Origin of the sequence: Agrobacterium sp. GD03872 (assembly GCF_029840625.1) — a bacterium.
Taxonomy (GTDB): Bacteria; Pseudomonadota; Alphaproteobacteria; order Rhizobiales; family Rhizobiaceae; genus Agrobacterium; species Agrobacterium fabrum_A.
Window position 1 is genome coordinate 45,863 of sequence record NZ_JAOCCY010000005.1, and the last position, 22,894, is coordinate 68,756.

21 protein-coding genes are annotated in these 22,894 nt (G+C 59.3%); 9 read left to right on the forward strand and 12 right to left on the reverse strand.

What is annotated here, in order from left to right:
* The first annotated feature begins 1 nt into the window (after position 1).
* From N5D22_RS14115 to N5D22_RS14135, 5 genes are all read left to right on the forward strand, one after another.
* Positions 2-1,000 carry an ABC transporter permease gene (locus tag N5D22_RS14115; RefSeq protein WP_279656712.1) on the forward strand — a complete coding sequence of 333 codons (999 nt, stop codon included), beginning with the start codon at positions 2-4 and terminating at the stop codon, positions 998-1,000.
* A complete protein-coding gene (locus N5D22_RS14120; RefSeq protein ID WP_279656711.1) occupies positions 997-2,172 on the forward strand; it encodes an ABC transporter permease in 1,176 nt (391 codons plus the stop codon). The genes N5D22_RS14115 and N5D22_RS14120 overlap by 4 nt, the downstream gene beginning before the upstream one ends.
* A gap of 72 nt (positions 2,173-2,244) precedes the next feature.
* Positions 2,245-3,453 carry a glycosyltransferase family protein gene (locus N5D22_RS14125; protein WP_279656710.1) on the forward strand — a complete coding sequence of 403 codons (1,209 nt, stop codon included), beginning with the start codon at positions 2,245-2,247 and terminating at the stop codon, positions 3,451-3,453.
* Between the two features lie 43 nt (positions 3,454-3,496).
* Positions 3,497-4,744 carry a glycosyltransferase family 4 protein gene (locus N5D22_RS14130; RefSeq protein ID WP_279656709.1) on the forward strand — a complete coding sequence of 416 codons (1,248 nt, stop codon included), beginning with the start codon at positions 3,497-3,499 and terminating at the stop codon, positions 4,742-4,744.
* The gene (locus N5D22_RS14135) at positions 4,741-5,892 is read left to right on the forward strand and encodes a glycosyltransferase family protein (protein ID WP_279656708.1); all 1,152 of its coding nucleotides are present in this window, start codon (positions 4,741-4,743) and stop codon (positions 5,890-5,892) included. The genes N5D22_RS14130 and N5D22_RS14135 overlap by 4 nt, the downstream gene beginning before the upstream one ends.
* On the opposite strand, the gene N5D22_RS14140 is transcribed toward N5D22_RS14135, so the two are convergent.
* The 6 genes from N5D22_RS14140 to N5D22_RS14165 all read right to left on the reverse strand — a co-directional run bounded on the left by N5D22_RS14140 (position 5,858) and on the right by N5D22_RS14165 (position 13,084).
* Positions 5,858-6,598, reverse strand: a complete 741-nt coding sequence (locus N5D22_RS14140; protein ID WP_279656707.1) for a copper homeostasis protein CutC — start codon at positions 6,596-6,598, stop codon at positions 5,858-5,860. The two genes, N5D22_RS14135 and N5D22_RS14140, sit on opposite strands and share 35 nt — an antisense overlap.
* Before the next feature lie 77 nt (positions 6,599-6,675).
* Entirely contained in the window at positions 6,676-7,881 is a 1,206-nt protein-coding gene (locus N5D22_RS14145) for an MFS transporter (protein ID WP_279656706.1), read from the reverse strand.
* Positions 7,882-7,943: 62 nt separating this feature from the next.
* Positions 7,944-9,377 (reverse strand): M81 family metallopeptidase, encoded by a 1,434-nt coding sequence (locus N5D22_RS14150; RefSeq protein ID WP_279656705.1) that lies wholly within the window; start codon positions 9,375-9,377, stop codon positions 7,944-7,946.
* 12 nt (positions 9,378-9,389) lie between these two features.
* Entirely contained in the window at positions 9,390-11,309 is a 1,920-nt protein-coding gene (locus N5D22_RS14155) for a beta-N-acetylhexosaminidase (RefSeq protein ID WP_279656704.1), read from the reverse strand.
* Positions 11,310-11,353: 44 nt separating this feature from the next.
* Positions 11,354-12,136 carry an SDR family oxidoreductase gene (locus N5D22_RS14160; RefSeq protein WP_279656703.1) on the reverse strand — a complete coding sequence of 261 codons (783 nt, stop codon included), beginning with the start codon at positions 12,134-12,136 and terminating at the stop codon, positions 11,354-11,356.
* Positions 12,137-12,220: 84 nt separating this feature from the next.
* Complete coding sequence (locus N5D22_RS14165; RefSeq protein ID WP_279656702.1) at positions 12,221-13,084, reverse strand: MurR/RpiR family transcriptional regulator; 864 nt, start codon at positions 13,082-13,084, stop codon at positions 12,221-12,223.
* 243 nt (positions 13,085-13,327) lie between these two features.
* On the opposite strand from N5D22_RS14165, the gene N5D22_RS14170 reads away from it, so the two are divergent.
* On the forward strand, positions 13,328-13,813 hold the full coding sequence (locus N5D22_RS14170; RefSeq protein WP_279656701.1) for a hypothetical protein: 486 nt from the start codon (positions 13,328-13,330) through the stop codon (positions 13,811-13,813).
* A gap of 152 nt (positions 13,814-13,965) precedes the next feature.
* On the opposite strand, the gene ugpC is transcribed toward N5D22_RS14170, so the two are convergent.
* The 6 genes from ugpC to N5D22_RS14200 all read right to left on the reverse strand — a co-directional run bounded on the left by ugpC (position 13,966) and on the right by N5D22_RS14200 (position 19,768).
* Positions 13,966-15,078: a sn-glycerol-3-phosphate ABC transporter ATP-binding protein UgpC gene (gene ugpC / locus N5D22_RS14175; RefSeq protein ID WP_279656700.1), complete on the reverse strand. Its 1,113-nt coding sequence runs from the start codon at positions 15,076-15,078 to the stop codon at positions 13,966-13,968.
* A gap of 186 nt (positions 15,079-15,264) precedes the next feature.
* Positions 15,265-16,497, reverse strand: a complete 1,233-nt coding sequence (locus N5D22_RS14180; RefSeq protein ID WP_279656699.1) for an ABC transporter substrate-binding protein — start codon at positions 16,495-16,497, stop codon at positions 15,265-15,267.
* A 39-nt stretch (positions 16,498-16,536) separates the two neighbouring features.
* Positions 16,537-17,394, reverse strand: a complete 858-nt coding sequence (locus N5D22_RS14185) for a carbohydrate ABC transporter permease (protein ID WP_004443724.1) — start codon at positions 17,392-17,394, stop codon at positions 16,537-16,539.
* Complete coding sequence (locus N5D22_RS14190) at positions 17,391-18,275, reverse strand: sugar ABC transporter permease (protein WP_279656698.1); 885 nt, start codon at positions 18,273-18,275, stop codon at positions 17,391-17,393. Before N5D22_RS14190 ends, N5D22_RS14185 begins: the two co-directional genes overlap by 4 nt.
* Before the next feature lie 13 nt (positions 18,276-18,288).
* Positions 18,289-19,470, reverse strand: a complete 1,182-nt coding sequence (locus tag N5D22_RS14195) for a Gfo/Idh/MocA family oxidoreductase (RefSeq protein WP_279656697.1) — start codon at positions 19,468-19,470, stop codon at positions 18,289-18,291.
* Between the two features lie 115 nt (positions 19,471-19,585).
* Positions 19,586-19,768 (reverse strand): hypothetical protein, encoded by a 183-nt coding sequence (locus N5D22_RS14200; protein ID WP_279656696.1) that lies wholly within the window; start codon positions 19,766-19,768, stop codon positions 19,586-19,588.
* A 154-nt stretch (positions 19,769-19,922) separates the two neighbouring features.
* Here N5D22_RS14200 and N5D22_RS14205 point away from each other — a divergent pair, with 154 nt between their 5' ends.
* Genes N5D22_RS14205 through nagA form a run of 3 tightly spaced genes read left to right on the forward strand, consistent with a single transcriptional unit; the run spans position 19,923 to position 22,893 of the window.
* Positions 19,923-20,675 (forward strand): GntR family transcriptional regulator, encoded by a 753-nt coding sequence (locus N5D22_RS14205; protein ID WP_003521268.1) that lies wholly within the window; start codon positions 19,923-19,925, stop codon positions 20,673-20,675.
* 26 nt (positions 20,676-20,701) lie between these two features.
* Entirely contained in the window at positions 20,702-21,724 is a 1,023-nt protein-coding gene (locus N5D22_RS14210) for an SIS domain-containing protein (protein WP_279656695.1), read from the forward strand.
* Complete coding sequence (gene nagA / locus N5D22_RS14215; RefSeq protein ID WP_279656694.1) at positions 21,721-22,893, forward strand: N-acetylglucosamine-6-phosphate deacetylase; 1,173 nt, start codon at positions 21,721-21,723, stop codon at positions 22,891-22,893. The genes N5D22_RS14210 and nagA overlap by 4 nt, the downstream gene beginning before the upstream one ends.
* The last annotated feature ends 1 nt before the right edge of the window (position 22,894 follow it).

Below are 22,894 nucleotides of genomic sequence, written 5' to 3' on the forward strand. Positions count from 1 at the left end.
TATGCTGCGGTATATTTTGAAGCGCATCCTCGTCATGATCCCCACGCTGATCCTGATCTCGATGCTGGTTTTCACCATCATCGAGCTGCCGCCGGGCGATTATTTCGAAAGCTATGTCGCCGAACTGCGCGCCATGGGCGAGACGGCAAACCTTGCCGAAATCGAGGAATTGCGCACCCGCTATGGTTTCGACCAACCGGCCCCGATCCGTTATTTCCGCTGGGCGACCGGCATGCTGGTCGGCGATTTCGGTTATTCCTTCGAATATCAGCTGCCGGTCGCCGATGTCGTCGGAGACCGGCTGTGGCTGACGGTTCTGGTCTCCTTCGTCACCATCATCGTCACCTGGCTCATCGCCTTTCCGATCGGTATCTATTCCGCCACGCATAAATATAGCTGGGGCGATTACGGGCTCACCTTCCTCGGCCTGCTCGGCATCGCCATTCCCAACTTCATGCTGGCGCTGATCCTGATGTACTTCGCCAATATCTGGTTCGGCATCTCCATCGGCCATCTGATGGGCCGGGAATATCTCAATCAGGCGATGAGCTGGGCGAAGTTCAAGTCGATCCTCGAACATATCTGGATCCCCGTCCTCATCATCGGAACGGCGGGCACCGCCGGCATGATCCGCCGCCTGCGCGCCAATCTGCTTGATGAATTGCAGAAACAATATGTGGTCACCGCCCGCGCCAAGGGGCTGCACCCCTTCAAGGTGCTGACCAAATATCCGCTGCGCATGGCGCTGAATTTCTTCATCTCGGACATCGGCTCCATCCTGCCGGCGATCATCTCAGGCGCGGAAATCACCGCCGTCGTCCTGTCACTCGAAACCACCGGTCCCATGCTCATCCGCGCGTTACAGAGCCAGGATATGTATCTGGCCGGCTCATTCCTGATGTTCCTTGCTTTCCTGACGGTAATCGGCGTGCTGGTGTCGGATATCGCCCTTGCCATACTCGACCCGCGAATCCGCTTCGGAGGTGGCAACGTCAAATGACCTCATCCATTCCGAAACCCGGCGAAGCCCTGCCCCACTACGTCTCGACCGCGCCCTTCGACCCGTCGCTGATCGAACCCAACACGTCAGGAATGGCGGCCTTCAGCAAGGCCTCGCAGCTCCGCCTCATGTGGTGGCAATTCCGCCAGCACAAGATCGCGGTGTGGTCCGGCGCCTTTCTGGTGGTGCTCTATCTTTCGATCCTGATCTGCGAATTCCTCGCGCCCTATAATCTCCACACCCGCAATATCGAAAATATCTACGCCCCGCCTCAGGCCATTCACCTGTTCAATGATGGAAAATTTGTCGGCCCCTTCGTTTATGGCCGGGAAATGACACTCGACATGGACAATCTGAGACGGGTCTACCGGGATGTGCCGACGGATATCCAGCCGCTGCGCTTCTTCTGCAAGGGCGATACCTATCGCTTCTGGGGCATGTTCGAGGGCAGAACCCATCTCGTCTGCCCGGCGGAGGGCGGTGAATTGTTTCTGCTCGGCACCGATCGTCTCGGCCGTGACGTGCTGTCCCGCATCATCTATGGCGCGCGCATTTCGCTGACCATCGGCCTTCTCGGCGTCGCGATGAGCTTCGTTCTCGGCATTGTGATCGGCGGTCTGGCGGGTTATCGCGGCGGCACGTTTGACCTGATCGTCCAGCGCATCATCGAGGTGCTGCAATCCATCCCGAGCATTCCGCTATGGCTGGCGCTTGCGGCGATCATGCCGGTGACCTGGAGCCCCATCCTCGTTTATCTCGGCATCACCATCATTCTCGGCATGCTGGACTGGACGGGCCTTGCGCGCGCCGTGCGCTCAAAACTTCTGGCGCTTCGCGAGGAAGACTATGTTTTATCTGCACAATTGATGGGTGCCGGCACGCCGCGCATCATCGGCAGACACCTTATTCCCGGCTTCATGTCGCACCTCATCGCTTCGGCCACCCTGACGATTCCCGGCATGATTCTCGGCGAAACCGCACTGAGCTTCCTTGGCCTCGGTCTCAGGCCACCGATCACAAGTTGGGGAATTCTGCTCACGGAAGCGCGCAGCGTCAGTGTCATTGCGCTATATCCATGGCTTCTCATCCCGACGATCCCGGTCGTTCTCGTCATTCTGGCCTTTAATTTCTTCGGCGACGGACTACGTGATGCTGCGGACCCCTTCAGATAAAATGGAATACGCCTTGATACATTGCCCTTCCGACGCCGCCTTCATCGTGAAAGGCAAAAAGAGGTCTGGCCCATGAGCTCCCGTTTGAACGACGCGCGCATTCTCATGTACAGCCATGATTCCTTCGGCCTCGGGCACCTGCGGCGGTGTCGCACGATTGCGCATGCCCTGGTGGAAGATTATCGCGGCCTCAACGTCCTCATCATTTCAGGCGCAACGATTGCCGGTGCTTTCGACTATCGCGCCCGCGTCGATTTCGTGAAAATCCCGAGCGTCATCAAGCTGCGCAACGGCGAATACACCTCGATGGACAGGCATATCGATCTTCAGGAAACACTGAAGATGCGCCGTTCCATCATCTATCACACCGCCGAAAGCTTCCAGCCTGACATCTTCATCGTCGACAAGGAGCCCATGGGCCTGCGCGGCGAGGTGGAGGAAACCCTCGCCTATCTCAAGGGGCAGGGAACCAAGCTCGTCATCGGTCTGCGCGACGTCATGGATGCGCCGCAACTGCTCGAAGCGGAATGGAAGCGCAACAATGTGATGACCAAGATCGGCCAGTTTTACGACCATGTCTGGGTCTATGGTCCGCCGGATTTCCATGATCCGCTGACGGGGCTCGATGTTCCGCAGACCGTTCGCGACAAGATGGATTTTGTCGGCTTCCTGCAGAGATCGAAGACACAGGCAGAAACTGCATCGCACCGGCCGGAAGGCGACTATCTTCTGATCACCACCGGCGGTGGCGGCGATGGCAGCGAATTGATCGATGACGTCATCAACGCCTATCGCCATGACAAGGAACTGACGCATAAGGCGCTGGTGGTGCTGGGCCCGTACATGCCGGCCGATCAGCGTCAGCGCTTCATGAACAGCGTCGCCGATATTCCGCATATCGAAATCATCGAATTCGACAACCGCATGGAAGACCTCGTCGCCGGCGCGCAGGCCGTCGTCTCCATGGGCGGATACAACACCGTCTGTGAGATATTGTCCTTCGACAAACCCGCCCTCGTCGTGCCGCGCACCGTGCCGCGCGAGGAACAGCTTATCCGCGCCAGCCGCGCGTCGGAACTTGGCCTTTTCGACATGCTTCTGCCGGAAGATGCCGAGAACCCTGCAAAAATGGCGGCGGCGCTGAAAGCCCTGCCGAACCGCGCGCCACCCTCCGTGAATTCGCAGGATCTGAAGCTCGACGGTCTGGAAAACATATCGCGCCGGATCGCCGAATGGCTGCCGCCCGAGGGCGACAAGGCGCCGATCACGCTAACCGCGTGACCGGCCTCCCAACAAACACCGCTTCAAAAGAGACACGCGCAACGTGACCGATACAAAAAAAATCGTGGTGCTCCTCAAGGGCTATCCACGCCTGTCCGAGACTTTCATCGCCCAGGAACTTCTGGGGCTTGAAAAGGCCGGGCTGAAGCTCGAACTCATGTCCATGCGCCGGCCGACGGACAAGAAGCGCCACCCCGTTCATGATGAAATCCGCGCCCCGGTCACCTATCTGCCGGAATATCTGCACGAGGAACCGCTGCGGGTTCTGAAAGCGCTCTGGGCCTGCCGCAAAAAGCCGGGTTTCACCAGGGCGCTTCGCCGGTTTTTCAGCGATCTGCCGCATGATCTCAGCCGCAACCGCTTCCGCCGTTTCGGCCAGGCCGCCGTGCTCGCCCATGAATGGCCTGTGGATGCCGAGTGGCTGCATGTTCATTTCATCCACACGCCCGCCTCGGTCGCCGCTTATACCCACCTCATAACGGGCACACCCTGGACGATTTCGGCGCACGCGAAGGACATCTGGACCTCGAACGACCGTGACCTTGCCGCCAAACTGCAAAGCGCCCGCTGGGCCGTGACCTGCACTGCGGGTGGATTTCAACATCTGCAGAACCTTTCAGGTGCAAGGCAGAATGTGCATCTCAGTTACCACGGGCTCGATTTGACCCGTTTTCCGCATTTTGATGGACCGCGTCTTGCAAGGGACGGATCGGATGCCGTTGATCCGGTACGGATTTTAAGCGTCGGACGCGCGGTCAAGAAAAAGGGCATCGATATCCTGCTGCGGGCTCTTGCCTCGCTTCCTGAGACAGTCCATTGGCGCTTTACCCATATCGGCGGCGGCGATGAACTGGCCGCGCTGAAGAAGCTCGCCGACGAACTTGGCATCGCTGACAGGATCGTCTGGACCGGCGCCATGGATCAGAAACAGGTGCTGGAAAACTACCGGCAGGCGGACCTTTTCGCACTCGCATGCCGCATCACCAGCGATGGCGACCGTGACGGCCTTCCCAATGTGCTGGTCGAGGCCGCTAGCCAGGCGCTGACCTGCATCTCCACCAATATATCAGGCATTCCGGAATTCTTCGTCAGTGGTGAAAACGGCCTGCTGACGGAACCGGAAAATCCCGCGGCCTTCGCTGAGGCCCTGCGCGCGACCATCACCGATCCGCAATTGCGCCAGCGTCTGGGCGCTGCCGCCGAAAACCGCGTGCGAACGGCCTTCGATCATCGCACCAGCGTCGCCGAACTAAAGGCTCTCTTCGAGACTGAGTGGGAAAAGACACCATGACCGAGATGGAAAAGCGCCCCTGTGTTTTTTTCTACGTGCAGCACCTTCTCGGCATCGGCCATATCGCCCGCGCCAGCCGCATTGCCAACGCCCTGCAGGCTGACGGTTTCGATGTCGTTCTGGTCACGGGAGGCACCCCGGTCCCGGGCTTCCCGGGCGAAGGCATCCGCCATGTCGAATTGCCGCCCATCGCCGTCAGCGACGGCAGCTTTGCCGGCCTGGTCGACAGTTCCGGCAAACCGGTAGACGACGACTTCAAGAGGCTGAGGACCGATATGCTGATCGGGGCCTATCATGGCGCCAAACCCGACATTGTGATCATCGAGGCTTTTCCATTTGGCCGCAGGCAGGTGCGCTTCGAATTGCTGCCCCTTCTCGATGAGATCGAGGATAGCGAACCGCGCCCGCTCGTCATGGCGTCACTGCGCGACATCCTGCAGGAAAAAACCAAACCGGGACGAGATGAAGAGACCGTATCGCTGGTGAAGAAACATTTCGATGCGGTGCTCGTCCATGGTGATCCGGATTTCGCCCGGCTGGAAGAAACCTTCCCGCTTGCCAGCGAGATCGGTCAGCGCATCGTCTATACCGGTCTCGTCGCTCCGCTTCCGCCGCCGGAACCGGCCGAGAAATTCGATATCATCGTTTCCGCCGGTGGTGGCGCAGTCGGTGCCACACTCATACGGGCTGCCCTTGAGGCCGCCCCCCTGCTCGATGGCATCAAGAACTGGTGCCTCGTAACCGGTCCAAACATGCCGCAGGCGGATTTTGATGCGATCTCGGCCGGGGCGCCGGAGAACGTCTCCGTCTTCCGTTTCCGCAAGGACTTCGCAAGTTTGCTTGCCGGGGCGAGGCTTTCGGTGTCGCAGGCCGGTTACAACACCGTCTGCGATATTCTCCGGGCCAAATGCCGCTCGCTCCTCATCCCCTTCGCCGCCGGAGGAGAAACAGAACAGAGTGCGCGCGCCGAACGACTGGCGCGGCTGGGGCTGGCGCAGGTGCTGGAGGAGGAAGATATCACGGCGCAATCGATGGCTGATGCCATCAGGGCGGCCTTATCCCTGCCGGCACCGGATAAAATCCACCTCGACCTCGATGGCGCGGCAGGAACGGCTAGAGCGTTGCGCCGCCTTTATGATGAGCGCTGACGATCGCCTTTAGTTCACGCACTGCCGCCTCATCCGTCGCCTTGCGTCCCGCACCGGTAAAACCGAGCTTCGCCGCCATGCTTTCCGGATCATAAGGCGGAACCGCGGAACAGGATGCATGGATTTCCCTGATTGGAAAGCGATCCAGCACTGTCTGCACGCTCTGCGGACGCACGCCGGCACCCGGCATGATGACGATCCGGCCTGCGGCGATTTCCGACAGGCGCGCAAGAGTCTCGATACCTTCGAGCGCCGAACGCGCACCGCCGGAAGTGAGAATTCGTGGAAACCCCAATGCGATGGCCGCCTCCAGCGCCTCATCCATGTCGGGAACGACATCGAAGGCGCGGTGCAGCGTCATATCCAGCCCGTCGGCATGACGGCGCAGTTCTTCAAGCAAGGCGATATCGAGCGATCCATCGTCACGCGATGCGCCGAGCACCACGCCTGAAAGACCGGCAGTCCGTGCCGCGTCGATATCGCGTTTCATCACATCTGCTTCAGCGCGCGTGAAGACAAAGTCCCCGGCACGCGGCCTGATCATCACGCTGACAGGCAACCCATAGGTCGCCGCCTGGTGCATGAAGCCCGCCGACGGCGTCACGCCTCCACCGGACAGGGCGGCGCAAAGCTCGATCCGGTCGGCCCCGCCGCTGACTGCGGCTTCCAGACCGGCCACATCGTCCACGCAAATCTCGAGAATCATCGTAACCTCTTTCATTTGACTGTGGTCTGTTTCCACGCCGGATCATGCGAAAACCAGCCACATTTTCGGCCGACGCTCTACCTGCGGCGGCCTTTCCCATCAAGCGCGTAAAGCATGTAAACGCCGCCGAGACCCACGGCCGCCCCCAATATGGACGTTCCCGAATAGCTCGAGACCAGAGTTCCAACGGCGAAAATCAAGGCGCCCAGACCGGCGCCAAGGAAGATGTTCACAGCGATCAGCGAGCTTCCAAGCCCCGGCCTGTCCGCGATCAGTTCCTGCAGATAGGTAATGGGGATGCTGATGATCGCCGCAGCCCCCAGCGCACTGATCACCGTCTGCGCATAAATATGCCAGGGCGCCGTCGCAAGCCCCTGCAGGATCAGATAGACGGCATAAAGCACCGCTCCCGCCGCAAGCGTCAGTGTCTGCGGCACCCTCTTCTCGATCCAGCCCCACAGGAGGATGAAGACGATTTCCAGAGCGGCGACAATACCCGCCACGATGCCGATATCCGCCACCGTACCCTTTGCCTGCCCGGTTATGATGAGCGAGCGCACGGAATCATTGAGATGCAGCATGGAGCAGATGAGCGCAATGGCGATGATCCTGAGCAGCACCCGTCGCGATCCAATTTCCGCAAGCGATGCCAGCAGGCCGAAGCGCGCTTCTGTATTGACCGTCGCGGGCGTCGCGGTCCTCGGCAGACAGAAGGCGACGAGCAGAAAACAGATGAATGCGCAGACGCCCGAAAACAGGAAGGCCATCAGCATATTGCCGGAATTCACCAGAAAAATGCCGACAAGGCCGGGCACCAGCACCCAGGAAAGCGAGATGGTTGCCCGCATGATCGAATTCACCGCAATCATCTCACCCGTCGAAAGATTGCGGGCATCGGCGCGCACATGGGCGAAAATCAGCGAATTCATCGCTCCGAAGATCGGCAGGAGAATGAGCTTGGCGCTTACGAAAGCCATGGCGTTGCCGACCAGATAGACCAGCATATAACCACTGACGCCGAAGAGCGCGATGAACAGCATGGGCTTGCGATATTCCCCCAGCCTGTCGGCGACGATACCCATCAACACGCTGGCGCTGACATTGATGACGGCGGCAAACAGCATCAGCAGCGAATAGACGCTGTTGCTCAACCCGATTTCGCGAATACCGATGACCGCCTGATAGGGGGCGGTCGCCGCATTCGAAAAACCGAAGAACAGGATGGCGAGCGCCCCGATGCGGATCGACGGATTATTGATGACGATGGAAAGAGCCGACGGCATGGAGATTCGCCTGAGATGATCCGGCCCGGCCGGATCGCTGGGTAAGAGCTACCGGACCGCTGTCATTGCCAGCGGGCCGAAAGGATGGGTTTCGGGGTATAGTCGAAATGCGGCTTCCATGGGTAAAAATCTCCGGACCGTCGGCGATTGGGAAGGTTCTCGATGTCCTGATTGATAACCCCATCCGTCAGCGCCATGAGGTTGGGGTTGGAAATCGGCGCGAGCTCCGGTGAAAGATAACCTGATTTGACAACCAGCAGCCGCACATCCTTCGGGTCAAAGCCGAGGCGGATGAAATCGGAGATCATGTGATAGGGCCTGCGCCGTGCCGCCAGAATGACCGTGATGCCGCCGATGGCGACCACAGCCTGCCGCTGGTCCGCAGTTCCCGGATCGTCCAGCTTCAGGACACGCGCCTCCGCGGTAACGGAGGGGCTCTGCGGATCGAGACTGCCGCCGATCTTCAGGGAAAGCACAGCACCCTCACCCGTCGCAAAGCAGGCTTCGACCGCCGGCCTGTCAGTAATGCCGCCCAGCAATGCGCCCTGCCAGTTGCGCGCAATCAGCGCCGCCAGAACATCCGCGCGATCCCCCACCCCACCCCCGGTCGGATTGTCGCCGGAGTCGGCAAGAATGATTGGTCGGGTGGTCGTTTTTTCCGCTATATCCAGGATCGCCTCAAGCGGCTCCGTCACGGGGCCGAAACGAAAATCCTGCCGGGCATTCCAGTAGGACTGCGCGATTTCGGTCGCGGCGGCCTGTGCGGCCGCTTTATCCGTTCCCGTCACCACCGCACAGGCAGTCGCCCTTGGCTCATCCGCCCAGACATAACCGATCATGAAATTTGCGTCCCACACGCCGGGCCGGGCATCATGATCCGGCAGAACGGCATAAAGGCTTCTGGCGGGCTCATCTTCCGTGGATGTCTTTTCACCCGGCAGCAGCACGGGAATTTTCGCCCAGGCCACACCGGGCTTTTCGCCCGTTTTTAATGCCCTGAGCAGCATCGCCCATGCCCGCACCATCGTCTCGCGCACATCGATATGCGGCGCTGTTCGGTAGCCGGCAAATATATCCAGCTGATCGATGATCGTCTGGCTGACATTGCCGTGCAAATCATAGCTCGCAGAGATCAAGACATCCTGCCCGACCACGGCGCGGGCGCTGGAAATCCAGTCCCCCTCCGCGTCGTCAATGCCTTCGACATTCATCGCGCCATGCATGGCAAGATAAAGCCCATCCAGCGGCAGCGAAGCCTTCAGGCGTTCGAGGAACTCCTGCTTGAATGCATCATAAGCCGCACGCGACACCGGCCCGCCGGGCACGGCGCGGGCGTGAAGAAGCGGCAAGACCTCCGCTTCACCTTCGCCAAGAAAGTTGAAGTACTCGGCCTCCAGCAGTTCCACGCCACGAAAGACGCGAAAATCCTCCTGGTTCATCAGCACCGGCGAATAGGTGCTGCATTCGGTGTGGATGCCACCAACGGCAATACGCATGTCGCTTTCCCCTCAATAAACCGGGCTCAAGGGAACGATGGCGGAAAAACGCAGCCAGTCCTTCTGTGCCTTTGGCGTCCAGGCCGCCTCGGCAATGGCCGGCAGTCTTGGAAAGACGAGATGGTTGAAATAGGCGCGATTGAGAAAATGTTCGGACCAGATGCAGGCCTGGACACCCTTCATCCGCTCCTTCAACTCCTCGGGAAATTCGCCGACGGCCTCATAGGCATAGGTATGCGACGGCGGAACGGTGCCGGCCCAGCTTGCGCCCGGCTCCTGCCACGCCTCATCCTGCACCATGTCGAGATAATAGGCCTGACCCGGCGTCATCACCACATCGTATCCCTGCTTCGCAAGCTCAAGGCCGACCTCCGGCTTCTGCCACGCCATCAGCAATGTTCCTGAGGGATCGACACCGCCGCCATGGGAGACTTCGTCCCAGCCGGCAAGCTGGCGGCCGCGCTCATGCAGCATCCCCTGAATGCGCTTCATGAAATAGGACTGGATGCCGAAGGTGCCATCCAGCCCCTCCCTTTCCATCAGCGCCTTGGCAAGCGGCGAGGCAAGCCAGGACCCATCCGCAACCTCATCGCCGCCAATATGGATCAGCCGCGACGGGAAGAGCTCAACCATCTCGTCGAATATCTTGCCGAGGAACTCATAGGTCGGCTCGATGGCCGGGTTGAGCGCATTATTCGGATATCCCTGCACAGAGCGGTAACTGTCCGGCGCCTCCTGCCCGTCCGTCAGATCCGGATAGGCGACAAGCACCGCCGTGCTGTGGCCGGGAATATCGACTTCCGGAACGATTTCGACGTTCAACGCCGCGGCATGCGCGACGACCATGCGTACCTCATCCTGCGTGTAATAGCCGGAAACCGGTTCAGCCCCGTTACCGAGTTGCGGCAGAAGCGGTGCGTCCGGACCGCGGGTCGCACCGACCGTCGTCAGCAGCGGATAGGCCTTGATTTCGAGACGCCACGCCTCGTCATCGGTGAGGTGCCAATGGAAGCGGTTCATGCGCAGCCATGCGAGAATATCGATAAGCCGCAGCACATCACCAGTTGGATAAAATTGCCGCGAAACATCCAGATGGCAGCCGCGCCAGCTATAACGCGGCGCATCGCTGATGGTGCCGGCAGCAGGGAAACGGAATTTGGGATCGATGCGTGCGCCATGCAGCAGCTGTGCCAGAACCGTCAGGCCATATTGCAGGCCGGCAGCGGCCGAATATTCCACGACGACCGCTTCTCTTGAGAAAGTAAGGCGATAACCTTCCGCTTCCAGCCCGCTATGCTGCTTGAAATGCAGTGGTTTTCCCTCATGGACCGGAGCAAGGCTGAAAGGCACATGCCCGACGGCAAAAAGCCGGCGGAACAGCGAAAGAACGGTGTCCACCGCAAGCACTTCTTCGACCCTCGCATCATCCGTCGGGAAGAGTGCGACGGGGAAGCCTTCGCCCGGTTCGACATCGATTTCGGCAGGCCAGGGCTGGATAGCGAAGGGCAGATCGAGCTCTCCTTCCGGAAGCAGCACCGGCGCGGGCTCGCTGTGGCGACCATCCAGCATCAGGTCACCCACATCCACCGCACGATGTGTGCCGTCGGCAAGGCTGACATAAGCGGATTTTGCACCATCCGTGCGATGACGGGCGGGCCTCAGCAGGCCATCGACGGTGAAGCGCCAGGATTTCCCCGCTTCCAGCACGAAGCCGGGCGGCGGCGCAAATTCATGGAAATTGGCGTTGCGGCGCAGATAAACGGCGTTGCCGCAAACCGGCTTGTCCACCGTCCGCGTCAGCGACGTATAAACGATGCGAAAATCCTTCAGCGGCTCGCGGGAGAGATTGACCAGTGTGAAGGTGAAGCCGCCAGAGGCGGAGTCTTTGAGCGGATGCCATGAATTTTCGAGACGATACTGTGCGAGCGCCATGATGCTCCCCTTTATTGCGCATTGAACCCGTGAAAAGGTTTTAGTCAGTAGTGTTCGGATTGTGAAAAAGTCCGGGCCAGCGGCGCCTGTCCTGCCGTGAGACCACAATCGACCGGCAGACACACACCGCTGATGGCGAAGGCCTGCGGGCCGGCCAGAAAGGCGACCGCATTGGCCACATCTTCGGGTCTGACGATCCGCTGCAACGGATACCAGTGCTTCGCCTCTGCAAAGACCTGGGGATTGACCGCCGCCCGCGCCTCCCACGCCTGCGTGCGCACGGTGCCCGGCGCGACCGCGTTGCAACGGATGCCGAATTTGCCATATTCGACGGCGATCAACCTGGTCAGGTGGATCAACCCGGCCTTTGCCGCGCTGTAGGCCGGATGGCCGAACACCGCCATACCATTAACGGATGTGATGTTGACCACGGAGCCTTGCGTAAGCTTCAGCACCTCCTCGAATGCCCTGAAGCAGAGAAACGGCGCTTCCAGATTGAGGGCATTGTCCCGACGCCAGATGTCCGCAGTCGTGTCATGCAGGCTGACGGCCCTTGCGGCGCCGGCATTGTTGACAAGCGTCGTGACCTCCCCCAGCTCGGCGACTTCAGAGGCCAGCCGCGCAAGGTCCTGAGGGTCGGTGACATCACAGGTTTTCGCAACAAAGCCGGGACCGGAAAGCTCGGAAAGCGCATTGGACAGGGCGTTGGCATCAATATCGACCAACACCACCTTTGCATGGCTTTCGGAAAGCGCCGCAGCAATCGCCCGGCCAATATCACCTGCCGCACCGGTTACGATGGCGAGCTGGTCTTTCCTGTCCTTCATCTCCTACCACTCCCTTGAAGCTTTCCGTCACCACCGCACAGGCGGTCTCTGAGGAAAAGCGGCCTTTTTTTCTGTGTTTCGCCCTCAGTCACCGAGCAGTTGCTTGTCATCCGGATCGCGATGTTCCACGAGCTGCTGCTTGATGTGACGCAACGTCACCATCGATCGTTGCCGCTGGTGGTAGGCAGCAAGCGTCGCCAGAACATCGACGGCCGCCAGATAGGCGTAACGCGATGAGGTGGGGCGGAAGATATTGTTTCCTTCGGGTACATTGACGGCCACCACCATATTAGCCGCCGCGGCAACAGGCGTATCGCTCTGGGTAAGCGCGATGGTGGTGACGCCCATTTCCCGTGCCAGCCTGAAACACTTCACCAGCTCCATGTTGCGGCCGGAAAAGGACGAACCAATGATGACGTCTTCCTTGCGCGCCGCCGCCGTCATCATCAGCTGCATGCTGTGATCGGCGCTGGTCGAAACGCGCAAACCGAGACGGAACAGCCGGTTCTGGATTTCCGAGGCGATCATCGATGAATTGCCGCCCGCACCGAAGGCATAGATCATGCCGCTATTGGCGATCTTGATGGCCGCCTCGTCGGCAAGGGCTGGGTCGAGCGTCCTGTGCAGCAGGAAAAGCGCTTCCTGCGCCTTGGCAAGCACCTCTTCCGCGACATCCGAGGGACCGGTGCTGGACGGTTCCGAGGTGAGATAGCGGATACCCACATAGGCCGTCTTGGCGAGGCTGACCTTGAAATCCGAAAAGCTCTGGCAACCCAGCCGGCGGCAGAACCGCGTCACCGTCGGCGGGGAGACTTCGGCGCGGGCCGCAAGCTCGATGATCGACGCATTGACGGCAAATTCGAAGTCCGAAACCAGAATATCGGCAATTCGCCGCTCCGATTGCGAGAACTGCCCTTTGTCTTCCTGTATCCTTGCAAAAATATCCATGTTTACCGGTCTCCGTTCCGCCAAAACTTAAGCCTTGGCCCCGTTGCCGATGCACCCTAATAAAGTGCGCCCGTCAACCGCATAGACCTGTGAATCGACCATGTTTCGTCCCCTTGACGACACGACGGACACCTTTGATTTGAAAATTATTTTCTCTGTTGATTGATAGATGAGCATATGGCAACAATTCGCACCAGAGAAATCTCCAAATCTTGAAAATAATTTCAACAATGGACCGAAACCATGCGTGATCCCTTCAAAAATCCCTTTCCCGAAACCGACACTGCCCGCCATTCCATATGGGAGATGCTGGTGACGCGGGACATCGACGCTTTCCTGGCCGCCGACTGGTCGAAGGTCGCGGATGATTTCGTCGAGGACGGCTTTCTCGGCATCAACGCCAACCGGGATGCAAACCCGGACAACTGGCGCCTGTCTTTCCCTTCGCTTGCAGCCTATCGTGATGAATGGCTGAAGCAGGCAAAGGACTTCCAGACCCAGCAATTCGCTGAAGACCCGCGTAACGCGATTTTCACCACCACGACGCTGGAGGAGATCGAGGTGGAAGGCGAAACCGCGCTGGTGCGCAAGAAGTTCGACGGCGGGCTCCGCAAGGCTGACGGCAGCTTCGACGCCATGAAATGGCAGACGCTCTATTATTGCCGGTTGCATGAGGGACGCTGGAAGATCAGCGGCTTCACCGGCTACATGGCTAATCCCATGCCGTGATCCGTCAGACACATGTGACGCCATTGAACGCCGGACCGAAAGTCCGGCGTTGTTTTTTTGTCGAGCTATGGCGGAAGAAAACCGCCGGGAGCGGATCGCATCGGGAAAAGCCGGGCCTTGGAAGACAGCATGCATGGCCCGCCTCCTGCCCCTTACTGGATCAGCTTGAGGACTGAAAGGTCGACGCGCCGCTCCAGGGCAATGCCGCTTTCATCGAACAGGTGGCAATCCGACGCCTTGACGCCGGTGACGATAGGCTCATCCACGACAACGGGCGCGGAGCCGGACAGCAATGCGCAATAGCTCTCGCCCGTTGGCGCAACGCCATAGGCAATCGTATTCACTCCCAGCCGCTCGATCACACTTGGCGCGACCTTGATGTTGAGGTCGGCCGTCTCAAGACCGGTATGCTCAGGGCGAATGCCGAGCGTCAGCTGTGCGCCTTCAAGACCGGCGCGAGGCTCCACCGGCACGGTGATCGTCTGGCCTTCATAAGCCACGGTCACCCCTTCAGCGCTGACGGATTTGCAGGTGACCTTCAGAAAATTCATTTTCGGATTACCGATGAAGCCAGCCACGAACAGGTTCGCGGGCTTGTGGTAGAGCTCGAGCGGCGCGCCGACCTGGGCGATTTCACCGGCATTCAGCACCACGATGCGGTCTGCCATGGTCATGGCTTCCACCTGATCGTGGGTGACATAGATCATCGTCGCCTTCAGCGTCCGGTGAAGATTGGTGAGCTCGATGCGCATATCGGCGCGCAGCGCCGCATCGAGGTTGGAAAGCGGTTCGTCGAACAGGAATATCTTCGGCTCGCGAACGATGGCGCGGCCGATCGCCACGCGCTGGCGCTGGCCACCGGACAACATGCCGGGGCGCTGCTGCAGGCGCTGGTCGAGCTGGAGGATCTTCGCGACACCCTCGACCTTCTGCTTGATCGTGTCCTCTTCCATCTTTTCGACGCGCAGCGGAAAAGCGATGTTCTCAAAAACCGTCATATGCGGATAAAGCGCATAGGACTGGAACACCATGGCGATGCCGCGCTTGACCGGCGGCAGTTCATTGACCTTCACGCCGTTAATGACGACGTCGCCGCCGGAAATATCCTCAAGGCCGGCGATCATGCGCAGCAATGTGGATTTGCCGCATCCCGAGGGGCCGACAAAAACGACGAACTCGCCATCCCTGATGTCGAGCTGAACGCCCTTGATGACTTCGAAATGTCCATAGTTCTTGCGGACGTTGTTGAGATAAAGCTGACCCAAGACTTGCCTCTCCCGTCAGCGGCCGACATCAGGCCACGTTCAGAGATGTTCCGAAACAGCGACAAAACCGCGCCGGATCGAAACCGTTGAAAAACACGGGAGAGAGCGCCTTCATGGACGCAGGCATTCCCGCGGCGAAACTTGCCGGATGCGGGCGGCCTTGCGCCCGCATCCGCTCATGGAGGATTACTTGTACTGCTCGAGAGCCGAAGCTGCCTTCTTCGCGGCATCTTCCGGTGTTGCCTTGCCGGTAACGACGGACTGCACCATCTCGATCATCACGTCCTGGAAACCCTTGTAATCAGTGAAGAGCGGCTCGGGACCGCCATAGGCGATACCGTCGATCAGCGGCTTCCAGAAGGGATCCTTGGCGATGAATTCATCGACCTTCGGCGACGGACGCAGCGGTGTCAGACCCGCGCCGCCCTGCAGTTCGTATTCGCCCTGCGGGCCGGGAGAGGTGATGAATTTGGCGAATTCCGTCGCCTTTTCTTCCACGCCGGTTCCCTTGAAGATCGCCAGGCTGTCGGTGATGAGCAGCGTGCCGGGACCCTTGGCTTCAGGACCGAGCGGCAGCGTCGCGATACCCCAGTTGATCTTGGTTTCCTGCAGGCGAGTGGCGGCGCCCGAGCCAGCCTGGATCATGCCGACCTTGCCGTCGAGGAAGATCGCGCGGATTTCGTTCTGCTCATAGGCAGTTGGGCCTTCGACGGAATAGGGCGTGATATCCTTGTAGGCCTTCAGCGCTGCGACAACCTGCGGGCTGTCGACCGTGATCTTGTCGCCGTCGATCACCTTGCCGTTGTTGGTGTAAACCCAGTGCATGAACTGGTGCATGGTGTTGTCGAAGGTCTTGGCCGGCAGGCCGTAACCGGCAATGCCGGTCTTTTCCTTGATCTGCTTGGCGAAGGCGATTTCTTCAGCCCAGGTCTTCGGCGGCGTTTCCGGATCGAGGCCGGCCTGCTTGAACAGGTCCTTGTTCCAGTAGAGCGCCTTGGTCGAGAAAGCGACCGGCACGCCCCACTGTGTATCGTCGAAGGTGACCGTATCGACGATATTGGGGTAATAGGTCTTCTTTTCGTCTTCCGTCATCGGCACCGGAACGATGAGATCGTTCTGCGCGAACTGCTTCAGCGTGCGCGAACCGACATAGGCCATGGCGACCGGGGTGCCGGCGGCGGCGAGCGTGGTGGCCTTGTCCTGGCACTGCGCCCAGCCGACAACCTCGGGCACAACCTTCCAGCCTTCGTTCTTGCCTTCCCATTCCTTGATGTATTTCTCATGGATGGGGTCCATCTTGTCGCCGCAATAGATCCAGCTGATCTCCTTGTCGGCGGCATGCGCCGTCACCGTGGTAAGGGCAGTGGAACCGGCAAATGCGAAAGCGCAGAGCGCCAATCCGTAATGTTTCAGTGCCATAGGTAGTCTCCCGTTTTTGGTGGTCGTTCCGGTTGTTGATTATTTCACCGCGCCGGCGGTAAGCCCGCTGACGAGATAGCGTTGCATGAAGAAGATCACGACCATGGCCGGCGCAATGCCGACGAAGCTGGCCGCCATCAACTCATTCCAGATGACTTCCTGACGACCGAAATAGGCGAAGAGGCCGATGGGCAGCGGCATATATTCGGTCTTGGAATTGAAGGTGAGCGCGAAGATGAACTGCTGGGCATAAGCGCCGATGAAAGTGGTGATGGAGACAACGGCGATACCAGGCATCGCCAGCGGCAGGATCACCCGGCGGAAGGTGTAGAAATAGCTCGCGCCATCCACATAAGCCGCCTCTTCCAGTTCCCGCGGAATACGCAGCATGTAGGTGCGCAGCAGCCAGATGGCGGTCGGGATCAGGAAGGCCGCACCGGGAATGATCATCGCCAGATAAGTGTTGAGCACACCCATGTTGCGCATCAGCCGGTAAAGCGGAATCAGAAGCACCGCGCCGGAGAACATGTTGATCGCCAGAAATGCGCCCAGCAATTGCCCGCGACCGCGAAACTGGAACCGCGCAAAGGCATAGGACGCCGGAACCACCAGAAGCAGAACGATGATCGTCGAGATCGTCGAAATGAAGAAGGAGTTGAAGACGTAGCGGGCAAAGCCCGGAACGCTGACCCACATCGTGCGATAAGCTTCGAAGGAACCGTTTGTCGGCCAGAACTTGTAAGGCGAGGAAAACAGCAGGCTGAGCGGTTTCAGCGAAACCAGAAATCCTTCCACGAAGGGCGCCAGCACGAAGGTCAGGAACACGGCGATACCGCAATAGATCCCGACGATTTCATACCATCTGTAGCGGTTGATCATCGCATTCTTGTCGGTCATCGGCTGGCCTCCTGCGAGATGCGGCTGGTGATGCGGAAATAGAAATAAGTGAAGATCGACAGGAAGATGCAGATCAGCACGGCGCGCGCCGCACCCTCACCGTATTTGTAGGAGCCGATCGCCGTCTTGTACGTGTCGATGATCATGGTCGTGGTCTGGCCGGTCGGGCCGCCCTGCGTCAGGATCCAGATGATATCGAAGGAATTGAAAGTCGAAATCAGCGAAATCATCGACATGGTAATCATGGCGGGCAGCATCAGCGGCAGCGTGATACGGCGGAAGCGATAGAAGCGGCTTGCCCCGTCCGTCCACGCGGCCTCGTAGAGATCCTGCGGAATAGCCTGGATCGCCGCCAGCAGATAGAGCGTCACCATCGGCACGCCGATCCACACGTCAGTGATGATCGTCGCCCAGAAGGCCGTGTTGCCATAAGCAAGGAAAGCAACAGGCCCATTCACAAGCCCGAGATTTTGCAGCACGCCGGAAATCATACCGAACTGGCCGTTATACATCCAGCCCCACATGAAGATGCCGATAGCCATCGGCACGATCCATGGCGGCATGGTCAAAAGGCGAAACAGCGCCCGGCCGGGAACGGCCGAGTTCAGAAGCACCGCACCAAATGTGCCGATGATCATCTTTATCGAGACGGAAAAGAACGTCCAGATAAAGGTCCGCGTGATGACATCGGCAAAAGTCGCGTTGAAAATCTTCTCGTAGTTGATGAATCCCACCCAGTTCGTCGTTTTTCTAAGCGACGCATCGGTGAAGGACAGGATGAAGGTATCGACGAGCGGATAAGCAACGATAACCGTGATGTATAAAAGCGCCGGCAGAAGAAGAAGCCAGGCAAAGACGACCGCGCTGCGTTTCGCATCCATTGCGCCGCCCCCCTCAAGCCGATTTCACGGCGGGGGATTTGGGCTGCCCGTGCAACGCCAGATCATACTCCTCCCACACCGGCTTGAGATCGATCACCTTGCGGCCATGGCGCGCTTCATCCATGGCAAGCGCCAGAATACCGGCCTCGATTGCGTCGAGCGCGGAAACCGGCAAGGGCGCACCCTTGACGATATGGGCGATCACATCCTCTGCCATCTGCTCATCGGCGCCATAATGCTGGGAAAGCGTGGTCGCCGCCGAATAGGTCTTGGCCACGGTCTTCTCATTGGTGCGGGCATTGTGCACGTTGAGGAAGCCGCGCACGAAATCGCCCTCGGCCATGCCCTTGGCGCCAATGACGCAGAAGCGGCGGAAATCGTCGGGAACGTTGAGATTGGTATGGAACGCAAGCGAGGCGCCGTTCTCATATTCGACGATGGCCGTCTGGTAGTCGATGATGTCGCCGTCGCTGTCGAACACCTTGTCGGAGCCCATCCAGCCGCTTGGCTTGCGATGGTAAACCTCCATGTCGTTGATGCCGTCATTCTGCGGCGCGTTTGCCGGCGTGAAGCTCTTGCGCCCGCCGAAGCTCGAGACGAAACGCGGTCGCGCACCGACCACGCCATTATAGAGGTCGAGGTCGTGGCAGCATTTTTCCAGCATGAAGGAGCCGGAATAATTCTCGTAACGCCGCCAGTCGCGCATGAAGAATGCGCCGTGATAGGGCGGGATGTGCTCCGAGGCCTCGATGGAAACGACATCGCCCAGTTTGCCCTCGGCCTGCGCAGCGCGCAGATCGCGGTAGAGCGGGGAATAACGCAAAACCAGACCCACAAGCAGACGCTCGTGACCGTGCTTGTTGAGCAGCCGGGCAAGCTCGAGGCTTTCCTCGATACTGACGACGATGGGTTTTTCCGAGAAGATGGTGCAGCCGGCCTCAAGCCCGATGCGGATATGCTCCAGATGCATGTGGTTCGGCGAGCCGATCATCAAGAGATCGAATTTTTCGTTTGCGATCAGCGCCTCGGGACTATCGTAAGCCTTGCCGGCTGAAATGCCCTTTTCCTGCAGGCCCGGCAGGCCGGCAGGCGCAGGATCGACGTAACCGACGATCTCGAAATCCTTGTCGATCTCATGAAAAACGTAGCCCAGATAACCGAGACGGAATCCGAGTCCGATAATTCCCACCTTCATGAACTTTGTTCCCTGTTCATTCGTAATTCATTTTCGCAGAAACAACCATTTCTGTGCTGGTTATCCAGTTATCTGCGATAATTTCCTGCCACGATGAAATTAATTTTCACACCGGTCAAGCTAAATTCGATTTCGCAAACGCTGCCGCGAATTGGAAATCGATTTCCCCGGCGCGACGGATACGAAACGGATCGTTGCCGACCACCGACGCAAAAAACAATACCAAAAAAATGCCAATCGTCCAGAGCAATTCCGTTATTGGGAAATTTTTTTTGGTTAATGCGGAAATATCAAGCATTCAGCCTTATTATTCGGCAAAGTATCGAAAAAATCACCGATTAATCGTACAAATCTAGTAATGGTTCTATTTTGGTATTGCCGATTGCGTGGCATATGATATAGCCAGAGCCGGCCATATCGCCGACCACTATGGATCGTGACAGAGGTTATGGATGAACGGGGCAGCGCTTAATCTGGACGACCTGCAATCAGGCGGCGGCCCGCTTTACCTGAAACTGCGCCAGACAATTGAAGACGCCATCAATGGCGGCCGGCTGAAGCACGGCGACGCCTTGCCGCCGGAGCGCGATATCGCCGAAAGCGCCTGCGTCAGCCGCGTCACGGTGCGCAAGGCGGTGGACGATCTCGTTCGCGACGGCCTTCTCGTCCGCCGGCACGGTTCGGGTACTTTCGTCGTCAAGCCCATCACCCGCATGCAGCAGCCCCTGACCAAGCTCACCTCCTTCACCGAAGACATGCGCCGGCGCGGAATGACGGCGAGCACCCGTTGGCTGGACAGAGGCCTGTTCCACCCGACCGGCGACGAGATGATGGCGCTCGGCCTTTCCCAATCCGCCATGGTGGCGCGGCTCACACGCCTGCGCCTTGCCAACGACCAGCCGATCGCACTCGAAGTCACCAGTCTGCCGGGCGATATCCTACCCGATCCGCAACTGGTGGAAAATTCGCTTTATCTGGAGCTCGAGAAAAACGGCATTCGCCCCGTGCGCGCCATACAGCGCATCTCGGCCCGGAATCTCACGGATGAGGAAACCCTGCTGCTTGGCGTTCCGCCGGGTTCGGCGGCGCTTTCCGTTCAGCGCATGGCCTATCTGGAAAGTGGGCGCCTCATGGAAATATCCCGCGCGCTATACCGCAGTGATGCCTATGACCTCGTCGCCGAACTGACGATGGGTCCCGAGTGACAAATCTTGATCAAGGACACAAAACCATGACAACCCTGATGCGCCAGGAAATCGACGAGATTCCCGATGCAGTCGCCCGCCTGCTGGACAATGCCAATGGCGACTTCCACGAGGCCGGAGAGAGGCTGAAGGCTCGCGACCCGGCCGTTATCGTCACCATTGCGCGCGGATCCTCCGACCACGCCGCGCATTTCCTGAAATATGCAATCGAATTGCAGACCGGGCTTCCGGTCGCCTCGCTCGGCCCCTCGCTCGCTTCGATCTATCAGACAAAGCTGCGGCTGGAACGGGCGGCGGCCTTCGCCGTCTCACAATCCGGCAAAAGCCCTGACATCGTCGCATTGGCTGAAAGCGCCCGCAGGGGCGGCGCGCTCACCTTTTCGCTGGTCAATACACTGCCCTCCCCTTTGGGTGAGGCGGCCAATCACGCAATCAATATTCAGGCGGGACCGGAAAAGGCAGTGGCCGCAACCAAATCCTTCGTCAATTCCATCGTCGCTGGCCTCGCAATCCTTGCCGAATGGACCGAAGACAGCCTGCTCGCCAAAGCCGTCAACGCCCTGCCGCAGAATTTCGCCAAGGCCATCGCGCTCGACTGGAGCCATATTGGCGAGGCGGTCAAGGGTGAGGAATCGCTCTATATGCTGGGCCGCGGCCCGGCCCTCGCCATTGCCGCGGAAGCCGCACTGAAATGCAAGGAAACCTGCGAACTCCACGCGGAGGCCTATTCCTCGGCGGAAGTGATGCACGGCCCCGTTTCGCTGGTCGCACCGAAATTCCCCGTCATCGCTTTTGCCGCGCGTGACCGCGCCGAAACGTCAGTGACGGATATCGCGGCCGGTCTTGCCGGCAAGGGCGCAAGTGTTTTTGTTACCTCTGCAAAAGGCAGCCCGGCCAAGCCTCTGCCCTTCGTGGAAACCAACCACCCGCTGACCGACGCCCTGTTGCTGATCGCCCCGTTTTACGGCTTCATCGAGCAATTGTCGCGCGCACGCGGCTTCAATCCGGATGCGCCCGTGGCATTGAAGAAGGTGACGGAAACCCAATGAGCAGCAGCAAGGCATTTGTCGGCGCCCGTATTTTCGATGGTTCCGCCTGGCACGATGGCAAGGTGCTTGTGACCGGTGATGGCCACGTTGCCGACATCGCCGACCGTGTGTCCGTGCCCGCGGACGCCGAAATCATCGATGCGGAAGGACTGCTCATTGCGCCGGGCTTCATCGATCTTCAGGTTAATGGCGGCGGCGGCGTGATGTTCAACAATGAGCCAGACGTGGGAGGCATTGCCCGCATCTGCTCGGCCCATGCGCAATTCGGCACCACGGCGCTGATGGTCACGCTCATCACCGACAGGCCGGATATTACAGCCAAGGCCGCCGAAGCCGGCATCGCCGCCCACAAGGCAGGGGTGCCCGGCTTTCTCGGCCTGCATTTCGAGGGGCCACATCTGTCTGTCGCACGTAAGGGCACCCATGATCCGGTGCTGATCCGTAGGATGGAAGCGGCCGATCTTGCGGTTCTGACGGACTGCAAGGCGCAGCTTCCTTTCGTGCTGACAACCATCGCGCCGGAAAACGTAACCGAGGAGCAGGTCGCAGCGCTGCGCAAAGCCGGTATCGTCGTCAGCCTCGGCCATACCGATACGGGCCTCGATGTCGCGACGGCCTATGCCGGGGCGGGCGCATCCATGGTGACGCATCTCTTCAACGCCATGAGCCCGCTCGGCCACCGCGAGCCGGGGCTGGTCGGCGCCGCACTTTCAAACGGCAAGCTGGATTGCGGACTGATCGCCGACGGTTTCCATGTCGATCCCGCCGCGATAGGCATTGCGCTGCGCGCCAAGAACGGCCCGGCCCGCATCTTCCTCGTCACCGATGCCATGTCCACCATCGGCACGAATGATGACGGGTTCGAACTGAACGGCCGGCGCGTTTATCGTAATGGCGGGCGACTGACCCTGGCCGACGGCACACTGGCGGGAGCGGATATCGACATGCTTTCCTGCATCCGTTTCATGCATGAAAAGCTTGATACACCTCTGGAAGAAGCGCTCAGAATGGCATCCGCCTATCCGGCGCAGGCCATGGGCGCTTCGGATAAAGGAAACCTCCGGCCCGGTTTCGATGCCGATTTCGTCATTCTGACACCCGACATCCAGATACATTCGACATGGATCGGCGGAGAAAAAGTCCACGATGCCGCACATTCCGGAGTGTGAA